This is a genomic window from Nocardia sp. NPDC055029 (genome assembly GCF_053608525.1).
The window spans coordinates 222958-238708 of record NZ_JBSGVQ010000006.1; the positions used below are offsets into that span (position 1 = coordinate 222958).

At 68.4% G+C, this 15751-nt stretch carries 16 protein-coding genes; 6 read left to right on the forward strand and 10 right to left on the reverse strand.

Annotation, left to right across the window (positions count from 1 at the left end; translation table 11 throughout):
* Window positions 1–3 precede the first annotated feature (3 nt).
* A complete protein-coding gene (locus ACWF9G_RS08575; RefSeq protein WP_452514573.1) occupies window positions 4–666 on the forward strand; it encodes a class I SAM-dependent methyltransferase in 663 nt (220 codons plus the stop codon).
* A 73-nt stretch (window positions 667–739) separates the two neighbouring features.
* Window positions 740–1381: an HD domain-containing protein gene (locus ACWF9G_RS08580; RefSeq protein ID WP_379308705.1), complete on the forward strand. Its 642-nt coding sequence runs from the start codon at window positions 740–742 to the stop codon at window positions 1379–1381.
* Window positions 1382–1491: 110 nt separating this feature from the next.
* Here ACWF9G_RS08580 and ACWF9G_RS08585 read toward each other — a convergent pair whose 3' ends face one another.
* The 7 genes from ACWF9G_RS08585 to ACWF9G_RS08615 all read right to left on the reverse strand — a co-directional run bounded on the left by ACWF9G_RS08585 (window position 1492) and on the right by ACWF9G_RS08615 (window position 8057).
* Window positions 1492–1803, reverse strand: a complete 312-nt coding sequence (locus ACWF9G_RS08585; protein ID WP_452514574.1) for a hypothetical protein — start codon at window positions 1801–1803, stop codon at window positions 1492–1494.
* A gap of 10 nt (window positions 1804–1813) precedes the next feature.
* Complete coding sequence (locus ACWF9G_RS08590; RefSeq protein WP_452514575.1) at window positions 1814–2545, reverse strand: copper homeostasis protein CutC; 732 nt, start codon at window positions 2543–2545, stop codon at window positions 1814–1816.
* A 1-nt stretch (window position 2546) separates the two neighbouring features.
* Window positions 2547–3326, reverse strand: a complete 780-nt coding sequence (nagB, locus tag ACWF9G_RS08595) for a glucosamine-6-phosphate deaminase (protein WP_452514576.1) — start codon at window positions 3324–3326, stop codon at window positions 2547–2549.
* Window positions 3326–4498, reverse strand: coding sequence for an N-acetylglucosamine-6-phosphate deacetylase (locus tag ACWF9G_RS08600; RefSeq protein WP_452514577.1), 1173 nt, complete (start codon window positions 4496–4498; stop codon window positions 3326–3328). Before ACWF9G_RS08600 ends, nagB begins: the two co-directional genes overlap by 1 nt.
* Window positions 4499–4781: 283 nt before the next feature.
* On the reverse strand, window positions 4782–6446 hold the full coding sequence (gene ptsP, locus ACWF9G_RS08605) for a phosphoenolpyruvate--protein phosphotransferase (RefSeq protein WP_452514578.1): 1665 nt from the start codon (window positions 6444–6446) through the stop codon (window positions 4782–4784).
* On the reverse strand, window positions 6446–6706 hold the full coding sequence (locus tag ACWF9G_RS08610; protein WP_189033255.1) for an HPr family phosphocarrier protein: 261 nt from the start codon (window positions 6704–6706) through the stop codon (window positions 6446–6448). The genes ptsP and ACWF9G_RS08610 overlap by 1 nt, the downstream gene beginning before the upstream one ends.
* A gap of 4 nt (window positions 6707–6710) precedes the next feature.
* Window positions 6711–8057 (reverse strand): PTS transporter subunit EIIC, encoded by a 1347-nt coding sequence (locus tag ACWF9G_RS08615; protein ID WP_452514579.1) that lies wholly within the window; start codon window positions 8055–8057, stop codon window positions 6711–6713.
* A 228-nt stretch (window positions 8058–8285) separates the two neighbouring features.
* On the opposite strand from ACWF9G_RS08615, the gene ACWF9G_RS08620 reads away from it, so the two are divergent.
* The 3 genes from ACWF9G_RS08620 (at window position 8286) to ACWF9G_RS08630 (ending at window position 10211) form a co-directional block, all read left to right on the forward strand.
* A complete protein-coding gene (locus tag ACWF9G_RS08620) occupies window positions 8286–8516 on the forward strand; it encodes a glucose PTS transporter subunit EIIB (RefSeq protein ID WP_189033257.1) in 231 nt (76 codons plus the stop codon).
* Window positions 8513–8968 carry a PTS sugar transporter subunit IIA gene (locus ACWF9G_RS08625; RefSeq protein ID WP_379308713.1) on the forward strand — a complete coding sequence of 152 codons (456 nt, stop codon included), beginning with the start codon at window positions 8513–8515 and terminating at the stop codon, window positions 8966–8968. The genes ACWF9G_RS08620 and ACWF9G_RS08625 overlap by 4 nt, the downstream gene beginning before the upstream one ends.
* A gap of 184 nt (window positions 8969–9152) precedes the next feature.
* Complete coding sequence (locus ACWF9G_RS08630; RefSeq protein ID WP_452514580.1) at window positions 9153–10211, forward strand: class I SAM-dependent methyltransferase; 1059 nt, start codon at window positions 9153–9155, stop codon at window positions 10209–10211.
* On the opposite strand, the gene ACWF9G_RS08635 is transcribed toward ACWF9G_RS08630, so the two are convergent.
* Both ACWF9G_RS08635 and ACWF9G_RS08640 read right to left on the reverse strand, forming a co-directional pair.
* Window positions 10193–13492: a DEAD/DEAH box helicase gene (locus ACWF9G_RS08635; protein ID WP_452514581.1), complete on the reverse strand. Its 3300-nt coding sequence runs from the start codon at window positions 13490–13492 to the stop codon at window positions 10193–10195. The genes ACWF9G_RS08630 and ACWF9G_RS08635 overlap by 19 nt on opposite strands.
* A 121-nt stretch (window positions 13493–13613) precedes the next feature.
* Window positions 13614–13868 (reverse strand): hypothetical protein, encoded by a 255-nt coding sequence (locus ACWF9G_RS08640; protein WP_379308716.1) that lies wholly within the window; start codon window positions 13866–13868, stop codon window positions 13614–13616.
* Between the two features lie 152 nt (window positions 13869–14020).
* On the opposite strand from ACWF9G_RS08640, the gene ACWF9G_RS08645 reads away from it, so the two are divergent.
* The gene (locus ACWF9G_RS08645) at window positions 14021–14599 is read left to right on the forward strand and encodes a hypothetical protein (protein ID WP_452514582.1); all 579 of its coding nucleotides are present in this window, start codon (window positions 14021–14023) and stop codon (window positions 14597–14599) included.
* A gap of 14 nt (window positions 14600–14613) precedes the next feature.
* Here ACWF9G_RS08645 and ACWF9G_RS08650 read toward each other — a convergent pair whose 3' ends face one another.
* A complete protein-coding gene (locus ACWF9G_RS08650) occupies window positions 14614–15234 on the reverse strand; it encodes a SanA/YdcF family protein (RefSeq protein WP_452514583.1) in 621 nt (206 codons plus the stop codon).
* Window positions 15235–15751: the final 517 nt, after the last annotated feature.

Below are 15751 nucleotides of genomic sequence, written 5' to 3' on the forward strand. Positions count from 1 at the left end.
CCCATGTCACAGAACCAGCTTCTCACTCCCATGTTCGTCGACGACAGCGACACCGGTCTGGTCATCGCGGGCCTGCGCCGCTACAACCTGTTCACCGCGGTGTTCTTCCTGGGCAGGCAGCGCAGCCTGCTCGCCGAGTTCGTGCGGAAGGCCGGAATCGCGCCGGGCCACCGCACGCTCGATATCGGCTGCGGGCCGGGCAAACTCGTGCGCGCCGCAGGCGCTGTGACCGGCCCGTCCGGTACGGCCGTCGGGGTCGATCCCTCGGCGATCGCGGTGGCCGACAATCGGCAGCGTGACGGCGCGGCGTGGCACCGCTACGAGCAGGCCCCCGCGCAGGACCTGCCCTTCGACGACGGCGAATTCGATGTCGTCACCTGCACTTTCGTCATGCACCACATTCCGGAGCCACATCGCGGCACCGCGCTCGCCGAGATGTGGCGGGTCCTGCGCCCCGGCGGCCGGTTGCTGCTCGCCGACGCCTCACTCACCCCGGGGGCGCGCCGGATACTCGCCCCCTTCTTCGGCGGCGGCAACCCCTTCGCCGACGCCGACATCCGCCACTACACCGACCAACTGCGCGACGCCGGATTCACCGAACTCGACTACACGCAGAGCAAGTACCAAACCGGCATCCTCACCGCGGTGAAACCCGCTTCCCGCTGATCCGGGCCACCTGTCGGTGGCCTCGGCTAGGGTCGATCTCGACAGGTTCGCCGATAGAGCACGGGGGTGCGGCATGGAGTTCGATCAGCGGGAAACCGAAGCACGCGAGTTCGCCGTCGAGGCGCACGGCGACCAGCGCTACGGCGATCATCCCTACATCATCCATCTGGCCGCGGTGCGCGCCGTGCTCGACGATTTCGGCTACAACGGCTCGCTCGCCGCCGCCGCCTGGCTCCACGACGTCGTCGAAGACACTCCCGTCACCGCCGAGGATGTCGAATCCCGTTTCGGCCGTGAGGTTCTTGACCTGGTGTGGGCGGTCACCGGCATCGGCCCCAACCGCAAGGCCCGAAACCTCGACGCCTACAGCAAGATCACCGCACACCCGCAGGCGGTGATCCTGAAGCTGGCCGACCGCACCGCCAATGCCGAAGCCAGCCCACCCGGCAGCAGCTGGATGGGCATGTACCGCACCGAACACCCCACCTTCAAGGCTCATCTGGGCGGGCTGCTCGCCGACGACCCGACCGTGGCACGCATGTGGGAAAGGCTCGAACGCAAACTGGATCTGTCGGTAGCGCCACCGACGGACCGCTGGGCCGAGATCGACCGGCTCGCCGCGGCGGGCGACCACGCGGGGGCGATCGCCGCGGTCCAGGCCGCGTTCGACTGCAATCCCGGCGAGGCGGAACTCATCCTCGCCGAACGTTCCTGAGCTGACTCGCACAGGCAGACTGCTCTCGATGTGCTGGGGCGGACGCGGCGCAGGCCACATGGCGAACTGACACTCGCGGTTGATCGTCCGGGCGCTTGGTCGTCAGCCGGTCAACCGGTCGCATCCACTGCGTGCAGCTGGGCAGCGGCCGCGAGTTCGTCCTCCGGTCGCTCATGACCGAGCACGCCGTCAGCGCCAGGCCCGCCGTCGTCCGGGCCGACGTGGGTGGTCGATCGGCCGACCGAATCCACAGCCCGTAGCTGTGCGGCCACAGCGGCGAGTTGGTCATCCAGCCGCTCGTGGTCGGCGGCGGCACCGGCCCCATCCAGCGCGCTGTCATCGGCGATCCCGGCCGGTCGCTGTTCGAATCGAGGACGTGGCAGCCGGCCGAGCCGGTCTCCGCCGAGGTCGATACCTCGCACGGGCGGCAAGTCAGCGAGCGGCGTCCACGGTGAGCAGCTCTGCCGCCGCCGCGGCCGCGAGCTCCTGATCCAGTTGCTCGTGACCAGAGGTGCCACCGCCACCGGGCCCGCCGTCATCGGCGACGACGCGGCGGGCCGAGAGGTGCACGGCGTCGACGCCGGCGCGGTGCAGGGCCGGTATGTCGCCGACGGTGACCCCGCCACCAGCCATGATCTGGATCCGTCCGGCGGCGTGGGTGACCATCGCGGCGAGTTCGTCGAGCCCGTCCGCGCAGCGGGCGGCGCCGCCGGAGGTGAGTATCCGGGTCATTCCGTGGGTCACCAACGTGTCCACGGCGGCCGACCGGTCGCCGACCTGATCAATGGCGCGATGAAAGGTCAGTTCGATGTCATCGACCGGAACACCGTCGAGCACACGCTCCAGCGCCTCGACGTCGACCCGACGGTCAGCAGTGAGCGCCCCGACGACGAGTCCGGCCACTCCCGCCGATACCGCCGCCCGCGCATCGGCATTCATCACCGCGATCTCGTCGGCCTCGGCATACACGAAACCGCCCGCCCGGCAACGAATGAGCGCATGCACCGGAATCCCCGTCGCCACCACCGCCTCGATCGTGCCGATGCTCGCGGTCAAACCGCCCGTACTGCCCAGCGCCGCACACAGTTCCACCCGATCCGCGCCGACCCGGCGGGCGCCGACCGCACCCGCCACATCCTGCACCGCGAACTCGAGCGCGGTCATTTCAGAAGGACTGCCAGGCAGGCTTGTTCGCCAGCGCGTACTTGTAGTAGTCGGCCAGCTTCAGTTTGCTCGCCGCCGCCTCGTCGATCACCACCGTGACGTGCCGATGCCACTGCATGACCGAGGCCGGGCAGAACGCCGACAGCGGACCCTCCGCCGCGGCGGCGATCGCGTCGGCCTTGCCCGCACCGAGCGCGATCATCACCAGATGGCCGGCCTCACCGATGGTGCCGAGCCCCTGGGTGAGCACGTGATGCGGCACGTACTCGGGGCCGTCGAAGAAGCGGGCATTGTCCTTGCGGGTCTGCTCGGTGAGCGTCTTCACCCTGGTCCGGGAGGTCAGCGCCGACCCGGGCTCGTTGAAACCGATGTGCCCGTCTGTGCCGATACCGAGCAACTGCACATCGACCCCGCCCGCGGCCGCGATGGCGGCGTCATAGCGCCTGCCCTCGCCCGCGATGTCGCCCGCCTCACCGTTCGGGCTCAGCACCCGCGCCGGATCGAGGTTCACATGATCGACGAACTCGGAGCGGATCACCGAGAAATACGACTGCGGATGCTCTTTCGGCAGCCCGACGTACTCGTCGAGCAGGAACGCGCTCGCCGTCGAGAAGTCGATCTCACCCTCGCGATACCGCCGCGCCAGCTCCTGATAACTGCCCAGCGGCGACGACCCGGTAGCCAGACCGAGGATCGCGTTCCCGCGCTCCACATACCCGCCGACGATACCGGCGACCGTCGTGGCCACCTCGTGTTCGTCCGCCCGGATCACGATCTCCATCAGATTCCTTCCGTTCCGGCGACGAACACCCGCCGCGGCTGCAATGACTGGTCGGTGACGAGAAGGTCGGCGCGCGCACCGACCGAGAGGACGCCGCGGTCGTCGAGTCCGAGCACGCGCGCGGGAGTGCGGGTGGCGGCGGTGACTGCCTCGGCGAGCGGGACTCTCGCGTGCTGAACCGTCCACCGCAGCACATCGAGCAAGCGGGCGGTCCCGCCCGCGATGGCACCCGGAGTTCCGTCGGCAGTGGCGAGCCGGGCGACACCGTCGCGCACCCGCACATCCAGCGTTCCCAGCTGATAGTCGCCGTCACCCAACCCGGCAGCCGCCATCGCATCGGAGACCAGCGCGATCTGCCCCGGCCCGACCGTGTCGAACACCATCGCCACCGTCTCCGGCGCCAAATGCACGCCATCGGCGATCAATTCGACCACCATGTCCCCCCGCCCGGCAGCAGCCAGGCAGGCGGCGACGGGCCCGGGGGAGCGGTGATGCAGGCCGGGCATCCCGTTGAACAGGTGCGTCGCGGTGATCGGCCCGCCGACAGCATCGGCGATCCGCGCCGCGGTCGTGGCGGCATCCGCATCGGTGTGCCCGAGACTCGGCAGCACATCATTGCGCCGCATCGCGGCGAGCAGTTCCTCGAAATGCGCGGTCTCGGGCGCGAGCGTCATGGACCGGACAGTGCCACGCGACGCTTCGCAGATCCGCTCGAACAATGCAGGATCACCAGGAACGATGGCTGCGGGATCCTGCGCACCACACCGGATCGCGTTGATGAACGGCCCCTCGAGATGGATCCCGAGCAGCTCGCCATCGGCCACGAGATCGGCAAGAACCGCAGCCTGCTCGACCAGTACCTCCGGCTGCGCCGAGACCAGGCTGCCCAAGAGCCCGGTCGTCCCCTGACCGCGATGATTCGCCGCGGCGACCCGAGCACCGGCGGCATCGGCATTCGGAAATCCGAACCCGCCACCACCATGGCAGTGCACATCGATCAGCCCAGGCAGTACCAGATCCGCGCTCGCTGCCGGAAGCTGCTCCACAGCAGGATAATTCGCGGCGCGCCCGACCCAGCTGATCCGCCCGGCATCGAATTCGACCACACCATCGGCAATCTCGCCGCTGCCGGTCCCCAGGAGCCGCCCACGCACCACGCCTCGCGAGATCACCGCGCCATACCCCGACGTGTGCCCGACCGCACTTGGCCCTGGCCTACCGGTCCACCCGCACCGACGCCGGTGGGCATGCTCGTGAGCAGGTCGTCCGCCCGAGGCCGCGTGATGCCGCGTCGGCTCGCTGTGTCGGCATCGACAGATTCTGGCCAGGTGCGTGCACCGCCGACCTCGACGGCGCGGAATAGGTGGCCGCGCGGCATCGGATCGAACGATTGCCGCAAACGGTCGAAGTGCCGCGGCCCGGCCACCGGCCGAACCGCGCACACCGTCCTCAGATTCATGCCCGCCCGATGATCGCCGCGACCGCCTCACGTGCCAGCTGCGGATTCCTGGCCGCACACGCGACATCCGCCGCATCCCGGCACTTCTCGATGTCGACGGCCGACAACGCCGCCCGCACCGCGGGCAGCGCCGGCATCGACATCGACAGACTCGTCACCCCGAGCCCGACCAGCACCGGCGCCAGCGTCGGATCCGACGCCGCCTCACCACACACTCCAACTGGCTTCCCGGCCGCCGCCCCCGCCGCACCGACCATCGCGATCAGGTCGAGCACCGCAGGCTGCCACGGATCGAGCAGATGCGCGAGCCCACCGGCCATCCGGTCGACCGCGCACGTGTACTGGCTGAGGTCGTTGGTGCCGATGCTGACGAAGTCGAGATGCGTGAGCAGATCGGACGCCCGCAGCGCCGCCGCCGGGATCTCGATCATCGCGCCCACCTTGCGCAATCCCGATTCCCGTGCGAGCTCGGCGAATCCGGCGGCCTCGTCGGCGGTGGCGACCATCGGCGCCATCACCCACAGCTCGGCACCGGTCGCCTCGGCCGCCCTGGCCAGCGCGGTGAGCTGGGTGGCCAGAGTATCGGGGAATACCGTCCCGACCCGCAGACCACGCACTCCCAGCGCGGGGTTCTCCTCGGTCCCCAGATCGAGGAACGGCAACGGCTTGTCCGAGCCCGCGTCGAGCGTGCGGACCACGACCTTGCGCCCGGCGAACTGCTCGAGAACTGTTGTGTAGGAAGTGATCTGCTCGTCGAGACTCGGCGCCGTCGCCTTGCCGAGATACATGAACTCGGTGCGGAACAGCCCGACGCCTTCGCTGTCGACCTGCCCCGCCTTCTCGGCGTCGTCGACGGTCCCGATATTCACCAGCAGCTGCACCGGCGTCCCGTCGGCCGTATGCCCCGGCCCACTGGCAGCGGCCAGCCGCGCCGCGTCCGCCGCCGCCTGCTCGACAGCCGCCCGCTGCCGAAACGGACTCGGATCGATCACGACACCACCGGTACTGCCGTCGAGCAACACCGGCGCATCCGCGACGAGCCGATCGGTATCGGGACAGTTCACCACCGCGGGCAGCCCCAGCGATTTCGCCAGGATCGCGGTGTGGCTGGTCGGCCCGCCCTCGGTGGTGAGCAGCCCGACCACATCGCTGTCACCGAGCATCGCCGTGTCCGCCGGCGCGAGGTCACGCGCGACCAGAATGAACGGATATCCCGGCTCCGGGATGCCCGGTATCGGTTCCCCGAGCAGCACCGCGACGGTGCGCCCGCCGATATCGCGCAGGTCGGTCGCCCGTTCGGCCATGTACCCGCCGAGCGCCTCGAGCTTGTCGCAGAACCCCTCGAACGCCAGGTGCACCGCGTGCGCCGTCGGCATCCCGTCGGCCAGCTGCTTCTCGGTGGCGGCGACGATGCCCGGATCACGGGCCATCGTCGCCGACATCGACAAGATCTCCGCCGCGACACCACTCACGCGACCGGCCCTGGCCTGCATCTCGTCGGCCACGCCGCCGAGAGCCGCCTTGACCCTGGCCAGCTCCTCCTCGGCCGACCCGCCGACCGGATCCTGCGGCGAGGTCGCCAGCTGCGAACCGAACCGCAACCACGGCGCGCACGCGACACCGGGGCTCACCCCGAGTCCACGGATCACCTGTTCGCCCATCAGGCGGCGTCCAGATCCGAGGCAACGAGCTCGGCCAGACTGTCCAGAACCGCGTCGTCGTCGGCGTGCAGGGTGACCTCGGCGCCGTGGCCGGCGCCCAGCGTCATCACCGCGAGGACACTGGCCGCGTCGACCGGTTCACCACCTCCCACCGAGATCCGCACCGGCACCCCCGTGGCCTGGACGGCCTGGGTGAATTTCGCGGCGGGCCTGGCATGCAGCCCCACCTCGGATCCGACGACGACTGTGCGGGTGGTCATGGCCTCACTCACCTTTCAATTTCTTGTCCAGCCTCGTTTCGACTTCGGCGACCGACGGCGCGTCGGTCCGAGTATCGCCGGTCGCGGTCAGCGCGGTCTCGGCTTCGACCGCCGCGACATCGGGCACCCCGGCCTCGACATCGGTCTCGGACTCCCGACCCGGCGTCCGCAGGTTCCACTTCTTGATCACGAAACTGAAGAGCACGTAGTAGATCACCGCGTAGCCGAGCCCGATCGGGATCAGCATCCACGCATCGGTCGCCTTGCCGAAGTTCAGCAGATAGTCGATCGCGCCCGCCGAGAACGTGAACCCGTCGTGGATGCCCAGCGCGTTGACCAGCGCCATCGATGTGCCCGTCAGGATCGCGTGCACCACGTACAGCGGCCACGCCACGAACATGAACGAGAACTCCAGCGGCTCGGTGATACCGGTGACGAACGCGGTCAGACCGGTGGAGAGCATGATGCCGCCGACCAGCTTCTTCTGCGACGGCCGCGCATTGCGCCAGATCGCCAGCGCGGCGGCGGGCAGCGCGAACATCATGATCGGGAAGAAGCCGGTCATGAAGGTGCCCGCGGTCGGGTCCCCTGCGAAGAACCGGTTGAGGTCACCGCGCACGAGCTGGCCGGAGGCGTCGGTGTAGTCGCCGACGAGGAACCACACGGTCGAGTTCAGGATGTGGTGCAGGCCGGTCGGAATCAGCAGGCGGTTGGCCGTGCCGTAGATGCCGCCACCGAGAACGGTGTTGTCGGCGACCGTCTCACCGACCCAGGTGAGCGCGGAGTTGAACGCCGGATAGATGAACGACATGCCGACACCGACGACCAGACCGGTGACCGCGGTCAGGATCGGCACCAGCCGCCTGCCGTTGAAGAAGCCGAGGAAATCGGGCAGTTTCGTGCGATAGAACCGCTGCCACAGGATCGCCGACAGCAGACCCATCACGATGCCGCCGAGCACGCCGTAGTTGATCAGCGCCTGCGCGCCCTTCGGGTCGGTCTTGCCCGCCAGCACGATCGGCGACATCGCCTTGAACACGCCGTCGATGACCATGTAACCGACCACCGCGGCCAGCGCCGTCGATCCGTCGGCCTTCTTGGCCCAGCCGATCGCGATACCGACGGCGAAGATCAGCGGCAGCCAGGTGAACACGGCCTGCCCGGCCGCCGAGATGACCGCCGCCGTGCTCTCCAGCGCGGAGAACCGGCCGAGTAGATCGTCCTGGCCGATGCGCAGCAGGATGCCCGCCGCGGGGAGCACCGCGATCGGCAGCATGAGGCTGCGACCCAGGCGCTGCAATCCCGCGAACACTTTCGATTCTTGCTTGGGGCTGTCGGTAGCGGCAGTCATGTCGACCTTCTTCGTGCCGGGTTTGCCGGCGGTCTCGGCGAGCCGGACGGACTTACGAGCCTGTCCGGGTTAACTGTTGTGAACCGGTCACCCTGACGGGTACTGTCCGGTCATAACCAGTTGTAAGTTTGACCAGGTGGCTACCGGATGTCAACCGCGAAATATGACGTGGCGCACATTCGAGGCTCCCATACTGGAACCGGCAACCACCGCGGAAAGGGAGAACACATGTCCAAAGCGGAAGCGATCGTCAAGGGTCTGGGCGGCGCCGACAACATCGTCGAGATCGAAGCCTGCATCACCCGGTTGCGCACCGAGGTGAAGGACGGCGGCAAGGTCGACGAGGCCGCGCTCAAGGCCGCGGGCGCCCACGGCGTCCTCAAGTCGGGCACGGTCGTGCAGGTCGTCGTCGGCCCCGAGGCGGACACCCTCGCCGAGGACATCGAGGACATCCTGTGAGTGTCCCGGTCCTCGCCCCGCTCGCAGGCAAGGTCGTCGGCCTCACCGACGTCCCCGACCCGGTCTTCGCCGGTCAGATCGTCGGCGCTGGCGTGGCGATCGACCCCGACCGCACCCGCGGCACCCTGACGGTCACCGCGCCCATCGCAGGCAAGATCCTGAAACTGCACCCCCACGCCTTCGTCATCCTGGGCAGCGGCGTCGGCGTCCTCGTCCACCTGGGCATCGACACGGTCAAACTCAAGGGCGAGGGCTTCGGGCTCCTGGCCGCCGAAGGCGACGAGGTCGTCGCGGGCGCCCCGATCGTCACCTTCGACCCCACCGACATCGCCGCCACCGGCAACTCCCCGATCTGCCCGATCGTCGTGATGGACTCCCCGAAGGACTCGATCACCAGCGACGCGATCGGCACCGAGGTGGATCCCGGCGCCGTGCTGTTCGATTCGCCATAGGACACCAGCTGACGTATTCGGAGCGTCAGCTGGTTTCGCGACCGATCCCGTCGTTGTTGCTGTCGAGCCTATTCGGGGCCGGCAACGGATAGGCCGGTGACCGAATCGTTGACCGGTCCCGGATGAACCCTTCGACTCGCCGTTGCGTAGTTCGTGGCAACGGGGCATCACGAAAGGACCGGCAGTGAGCGCAGCGGAGCAGACCAGTGAGCAGTTCGCCGACCGGTTGTTCGGTGCGGCGCTCGGCACCATCGACCTCCTGGCGGTGCATCTCGGCGATCGGCTCGGCTGGTATCGAGCCTTGGCCGATGGCGGTCCCGCCGACGCGGTCGAGCTGACCGAGCGCGCTGGCGGCGACCTCCGGTACGCCCAGGAGTGGCTGGAGCAGCAGGCCGCGACCGGCATGCTGACCGTCGGCGCCGACGGCAGGTTCGCACTCCCGGCCGGCGCGGCGGAGGTACTGACCGACCAGAACAGCCTCAATTACCTTGCGCCACTGGCCCGAATGCTCGCCGGCGCCGCCGTTCAACTGCCCGCACTGGTGCGCGCCTACCGTGACGGCGGCGGCGTCGGCTGGTCCGAATACGGCATCGACATGCGCGAATCACAATCCGACATGAACCGCCCCTGGTTCGAACGCCGCCTGGCCACCGACCTCGCCCGTGTCGAGGACGTGCACGCGATCCTGTCCCGCCCCGGCGCCCGCGTCGCCGATGTCGGTTCCGGCGGCGGCTGGTCGTCGATCGCACTGGCCCGCGCCTACCCCGATCTGACGGTAGACGGCTACGACATCGACCAGCCCTCGGTCGAGATGGCCCGCGACAACGCCCGCGACCTCGGCGACCGCGTCAGCTTCCATCACGCCGACGCGGCAACGGACCTCCCCGAATCCACCTACGACGCGGTCTTCGCCTTCGAATGCCTGCACGACATGCCGCACCCGGTCGAAGTACTGACCGCGGTGCGCCACTCCCTGCGCCCGGGCGGCGCGGCGATCGTGATGGACGAAGCGGTCGCACCGGAGTTCACCGCACCGGCCGGCGACATCGACCGCCTCATGTACGGATTCAGCCTGCTGATCTGCCTGCCCGACGGCATGGCGCACCCCGGTTCGGCGGGCACCGGCACCGTCATGCGCACCGCGAAACTGGCCGACTACGCCGCCAAAGCGGGCTTCAGAGCCGTCGACGTCCTCCCGATCGAGGAGTTCGGATTCTGGCGCTTCTACCGGCTGACGGCCTGATCCACCGGCTGGTCCTGCACGGTCCACACTGCGGCGAGATCCTCGAAATACCGCTGGCTGCTCCACAATCGGTAGTTGCCGATCACATAGACCCGCCGCCGCGCCCGCGACACCGCCGCATTGAGCACATTCGGATTGGTCGCGGCCCAGCGTCGTGACCCACCCGCCGCCGGGGACGTTCCGAGGATCAGCACCACCACCTCGGCCGAATTCCCGTGCATCGCATGGACAGTCCCCACGTGCTGGGTGGCGAACTCCGCCCCGAGAACCTCGCGCGCGATCTCCCGCGCGCCCCGCGCGACATCGCGGAATGGACTGACGACCCGGATGTCGCCCGGGACAACGCCGTCCGCGGTCAGCTGGGTGAGCAGCCCGGCAAGCGCCTCACCTTCCCCGGGAATCCAATTACCTTCGGCCCGTGCCGATCTGACATCGATCCACCGATTCTGCCCGGGAAACTCCGGCCGTTCCGGTGTACCGAAGATCAGCAGGTCGTCGTCGTAGGCGATGCGATGCGTCAACTCGAAGATCGGCAGGTCACTGCGCCGGTGCACCCGCAGCGGTGCCCCGACCCACACCGGTTCGGCCTGATCGGCCGGCGTCAACCACGTCCCGAACCGAGCACCACGATCGGCGGCCCGGCGTGCCGAAGCCAGGTCCGGCATCCATTCCGGATCGAGCCCGTACTGCCGTACCAGCGCCTCCTGCGCCGACGTCGGCAACGTCCCCACCGGCCCCAGCTGACGATGATCGCCCACGATCACCGCGCGCCGCGCCCGCCAGAGCCCACCCGCCACCGACTGCGGCGCGGCTTGCCCCGCATCGTCGACGAACAGCCAGCCCAGCGCTTCCCGCCCGAGCCCGGCGAACAACCGCGGCGCGGCGGTGAAGGTCGTCGCGACCAGCGGCACCGCGAGGAACAGCGTCTGCCACGCGGCCACCACGGTTTCCGGCTTCGGCTCCTCGGCCAGCTCGCCCCGGATCAGCGCGATGGCGACGATCAGGTTGTCGCGCACCCGCGACCCGGCATCGAGCAGGAACGCCCGATGCAACCGCAACGCGGACAGGAACAGCTCACGCCGGGCGCCCGCGTACTGCTCGTCGGCCCACGGATTGCACAACTGGAACTGCTCGTCGTCACCAGCGGCGTCGCCGAACGGAATAGTGTCCGACCAGTTCTCCCGCGCCCGTTCGATGATCTCCAGCGCGGCCTCGCGCCGGGTCGTCAGCTCGAGATGATCACGAATGAGCCGTCGCCCGTGCTCGGCCGCCGCCGCCCATTCCCCGCGCGTGTACTCGACCTCGGTCTGCCGCCGCCGTATCTCCGATTCGGCGATATGCCGCTCGCGCAGCAGCTCAGTGCTCCTGGCGCTCCACCGCCGTCCGGCCTGGAACCCGGTCGACAGCGACGCCAGAAACCCCGGCTTCTGCCCACCGTGCTCACCGAGCAGCTTGCCGACCCGATGCTGGGTCGCCACCGCGGCCCGCAGCTGCTCGGTGGCCAGCTGATGACGTTCCCGCCAATGCGCGTGCGCGGTATCGGCATTCGCGATCTCCGCCGCCATCGAGTGCAGGCGCTCGTGCACGGTCGGCAGATCGGCGACCGCGTCGGCGACATCCTGACGCTCCTGCGCGAGCCTGCGCACCTCGGCGCGTCGACCGGCGAAGTCCCGCACCGCGGTCGACCAGTCGGGCAGCGAATCTGGATCCGCCTCAGCGTGTTTGAGAATGTCGAGCATGCCGCCCGCGGTCGACCCGGCCTTGCGCTCGCCGGCGAACCGCTCGCCGAACCAGAACCGCTCGCCGAAAGTCCGGCGCTCGTCGCCCATCGCCGCCGCGACCAACCCCCACGCGGGTTCGTCGCCGACGAGATCAGCCAGTTCGGTGAAGTGGTTCACCTCGCAATCGACCGCCTCGCGACGCTGGATCTCGGTGACGACGTCGGCCGCGGCCTCCTCGCTACCCGTCGTCAGCACCACTTCGTATCCGGTGACACTCTGCGCCAGCCGATGCGCGCCGACGGTGTAGTTCTTCGCGACCTGCACCTGCTCGGTGATGCCGGTGAACGCCTCCAGGGGATCGTCGAAGGTCGCCAGCTGCGCGGCCCGTTCGACGATGATCCCCGCCAGCAGATCACGCAGCATCGTCGTCGTGCCGGTACCCGGCGCGCCGTGCACCGCGAAAATCCCCGCGCCGTCCCGCAATCCGGCCATCGCCCGATCGACCGCGAACTGCTGGCCCGACACCAGCGGGTCGCCCGGCCACCGTCCATCCGGAACCAGGTGGGGGAGCAACCCTTCGACGACCACGTCCTGGCGCTGCCGGACATCGATCCGCTCGTCGACCGGCAGTGTCTCGGTGGCCGCGAGGTAATCCTGTAGCGCCGCACCGATATCGCCGCGCTCCACGGCCGCTGCCAGCGCGGCGAGATCCTCGCCGAGACCGCTGTTCAGCCGGTCCTCGGTGGCGATGCTGTCCGCGTCGCGCGCCGGCACCTGGACACACGCGATACGAACTCCACCCGCGCGCAGCTCCGACCGAATCCCGAGCGCCGCACACAGTTCGCCGGTGAAAGTGTGGAGATCACGACCGGTGAGACAGGGCGCTTCGGGCTGTTCCTCCGTGTCCCGGGGCAGGAGTCGCTCGGCGAAGGCCAGCGCGGACATTCCGGCGAGCCCGGGGGAGATGACCCCGTCCGCACCCGCCGCGATGAGCGAAGCCCCGACACCACGACCCGCCATGTCGAACGCCCGCCACCGTGGTGACTGCCGCACCTGCTCGGTACCGACAGCCGCGGCCTCGCGCGTCAAAGTATCGAAGGCGGCGGTGAAAGCCGCCGAATCATGGTCGAACCCCTCGGCCCAGCCACTGTCGGCCGGACCGGGCGACCGCAGTCGATTCACCGCCCAGGCCAGCCCCGACAAGGTCGCCGAACCCGCGGCGACCACTCCGTCGTCGGTCACGGTGACCGCGAAAGTGGCTGTCATACCGGCCCGCCGCGCATCGGCCTCGAGCCGATCCTCCCCGAACGCGCGAACCAGCGCCTCGCGCGCCCGCCCCACCCCGAACAAGCCGCCGTACACCACGAACTGCCACACCCGCCCTGGCTGTAACGCGGGCAGTGCGGCCTGGTCCTCCCACGGCGCGAGATCATCCGCCGCCGGCTCGACGACGATCCCGTCATCGGGTAGCGCGCCGACGTCGGGAACACGATGCGGACCGAACAACTCCACGGTCTGCCAGAAACGTACGAGCCGCGCGGCGTGCTCGGATCCGCCCACGATGCACCTCAATCCGTCGGCCACCAGTGCTGACAACGCCGATCACGGTACGCGATCGCGATCCCGCCGGTGCGGCAGCCCGATGGTCCCGCCTGCCGTGGCGAGACCATCGGCGCTGGTCCTACAGCCGAGGCAGGCAGCCCGCCGCCCGCATCCGCGCCGCCAGCGACGACGACACCAGCGCGCTCGACCCACTGCCACCGCCGAGCGCGACGAGAACGTCACCACCCAGCCCGGCGCCGAACGAACACCCGAGCACGCTCACATCGATGTAGATGTTCTCCTTCTGCTCCGGCTCCGCGGCGGCGGAACCCGCCCCCACGACTGTGGCGGCCGCAACAGCCAGACCGACCGCTACTGCCTTGACGATTCGCACAATGTCCTCCTGAAAAGCGCTGATCAGCGCCGTGATCGGATCGGTCCTCGCAGCTCCCGGACCGACGGATAGTGTTGACCGTTCCTTTGCCGTGGAAACGTTTTCGGTGAAACTCCGTTGACGCCGACCCGTGCCGACCGCACGCTGACCGAGTGAACGAACTCGACAGTGCCGCCGACCGCTTCGCGGTAGGTGGCCTCGCCGGCGAAGACCTGTCGATGGTGGCCGCCGAGGCACTGGCCCGGGGCCACGACACCCCGGCCCTGGTCGAACTCGCCTGCCTGCACCGAACCGACACCCGCGACGCACCCGCCCTGTTCCGCACCGCGCTGGCCGAACTCGGCCTCATCGCGGACACCGAGGCGACCTGGTCGGCGCGCGAGGTCGACGTGCGGTTACGTCGGGTCAAGAAGGACGCGGCAGCCTTGCTCGCGGGCGAAGGGGACTACGCCGAGCAGGTGAGCCGGATAGCGTCCGAGCTGTACCACCTCGCTGTCACGCCGGAAGCCGGTAGCCCTGAGCTAGCTGATCTGGCTACCGATTTCGATGTCTTCTGCTGGGGTCTCGACGACAACTACTGGGACCCCGATGTGCTTCGCGACTCGATCCACGAGGGATGCCGGACTCTGTTGGCAGGCCCGCCCTGGACCCAGTCGAAGGACATCCCTGTCGCGCTCCCGCCCCCAACCCCGTCGAGGTGGTGGCAGAAGCTGTTCCGCCGGGCTGCGTAGCGGCACCGGAAACCTCAGCGCAGCATCATCTCCGCGACAGCCTTGGGCGCCGCGAGCCACTCCCTGATGTTGTTGCGTACCTCGGTGCTCCGCCGGCAATCGCAGTACGCGACCACCCCGTCGGCTTCGATCCCCGCCGCCCGGCACAACGCGACCGCCCGCGGCAGATGCTGATACTGACTCACGATGATCGCCCGCTCGACCCCGTACATCGACCGCGCCCGCTCACACGTCTCCCGCGTCGACAGCCCTTCCTCATCGGACTTCAGGATCGCCGGGTCGATCCCACGCTCGAGTAGATACCGCGTCATCGAAGCGATCTCGTCTCCGGAGGTCCCACCCGCGTCCCCCGACAGCAGTATCTCGCCGGCCTTCCCCGCGTCCACCAATTCGATGGCGACGTCGAGCCGACCCTGGAGATAGGCCATAGGAGTGCCGTCCGTCGCGACCCTCGCTCCGGGAACGATCACGACCGGCACACCCGGCGCCGCCGCCACATCACTCCGATGGCCGGACGACATAGCCCACATGGCCGCATTCGCGCCCGCGGTGACGAGTACCAAACCACCCGCCACGACCAACCCGGCCCCGAGTACCCGGCGCAGTCGTCGCCGCTTCCCACTCTGTACAGCCATCGCCGACCCTCCCTTTGTCGCGTTCACGAGCCACCGTACCGGCGGTGGTTCGTGACAGCACGGGCGAAACATCCCCTGACTAGGGAATTTGACATTGCATTTGTCGACACGTAAATTAATTCCAGTCAGAGCGACACGGACACCGACCCGGTACCGAGTACCAGGGAAAACGAGGTTGGACGATGAGCGCCGACAACATCAAGTAAGAAGGCTCACCTGAGCCGGATTTGCATCCGGATACGGGCATGAGCTAAGTTTGAACCCTGCCTCGCTGAAGCCCCTTCGAAATGTTGTGGGTAGAAGCTTGTGCGTGTGTTCTTTGAGAACTCAATAGTGTGTCGATGAATGTCAGTGCCAATATTATTATTGGTTCCGCTTCTCATACCCCCCGGTTGAGGAGTGGACATTTAAACAACAGCGAATCTTTTTGCTGGTGTTTGGCTTTGCTAGGTTTTCGGACTCTAGTTAGATATTTCTGATTCGCTCTTCGGAGTGTTTCGAGAGTCTTCAACGGAGA

Coding starts and splice junctions, on each gene's coding strand:
- ACWF9G_RS08575 (WP_452514573.1), top strand. CDS start 4: ATGTCACAGAACCAGCTTCTCACTCCCATGTTCGTCGACGACAGCGAC.
- ACWF9G_RS08580 (WP_379308705.1), top strand. CDS start 740: ATGGAGTTCGATCAGCGGGAAACCGAAGCACGCGAGTTCGCCGTCGAG.
- ACWF9G_RS08590 (WP_452514575.1), bottom strand. CDS start 2,545: ATGACCGCGCTCGAGTTCGCGGTGCAGGATGTGGCGGGTGCGGTCGGC.
- nagB (WP_452514576.1), bottom strand. CDS start 3,326: ATGGAGATCGTGATCCGGGCGGACGAACACGAGGTGGCCACGACGGTC.
- ptsP (WP_452514578.1), bottom strand. CDS start 6,446: ATGGGCGAACAGGTGATCCGTGGACTCGGGGTGAGCCCCGGTGTCGCG.
- ACWF9G_RS08610 (WP_189033255.1), bottom strand. CDS start 6,706: ATGACCACCCGCACAGTCGTCGTCGGATCCGAGGTGGGGCTGCATGCC.
- ACWF9G_RS08615 (WP_452514579.1), bottom strand. CDS start 8,057: ATGACTGCCGCTACCGACAGCCCCAAGCAAGAATCGAAAGTGTTCGCG.
- ACWF9G_RS08620 (WP_189033257.1), top strand. CDS start 8,286: ATGTCCAAAGCGGAAGCGATCGTCAAGGGTCTGGGCGGCGCCGACAAC.
- ACWF9G_RS08650 (WP_452514583.1), bottom strand. CDS start 15,234: ATGGCTGTACAGAGTGGGAAGCGGCGACGACTGCGCCGGGTACTCGGG.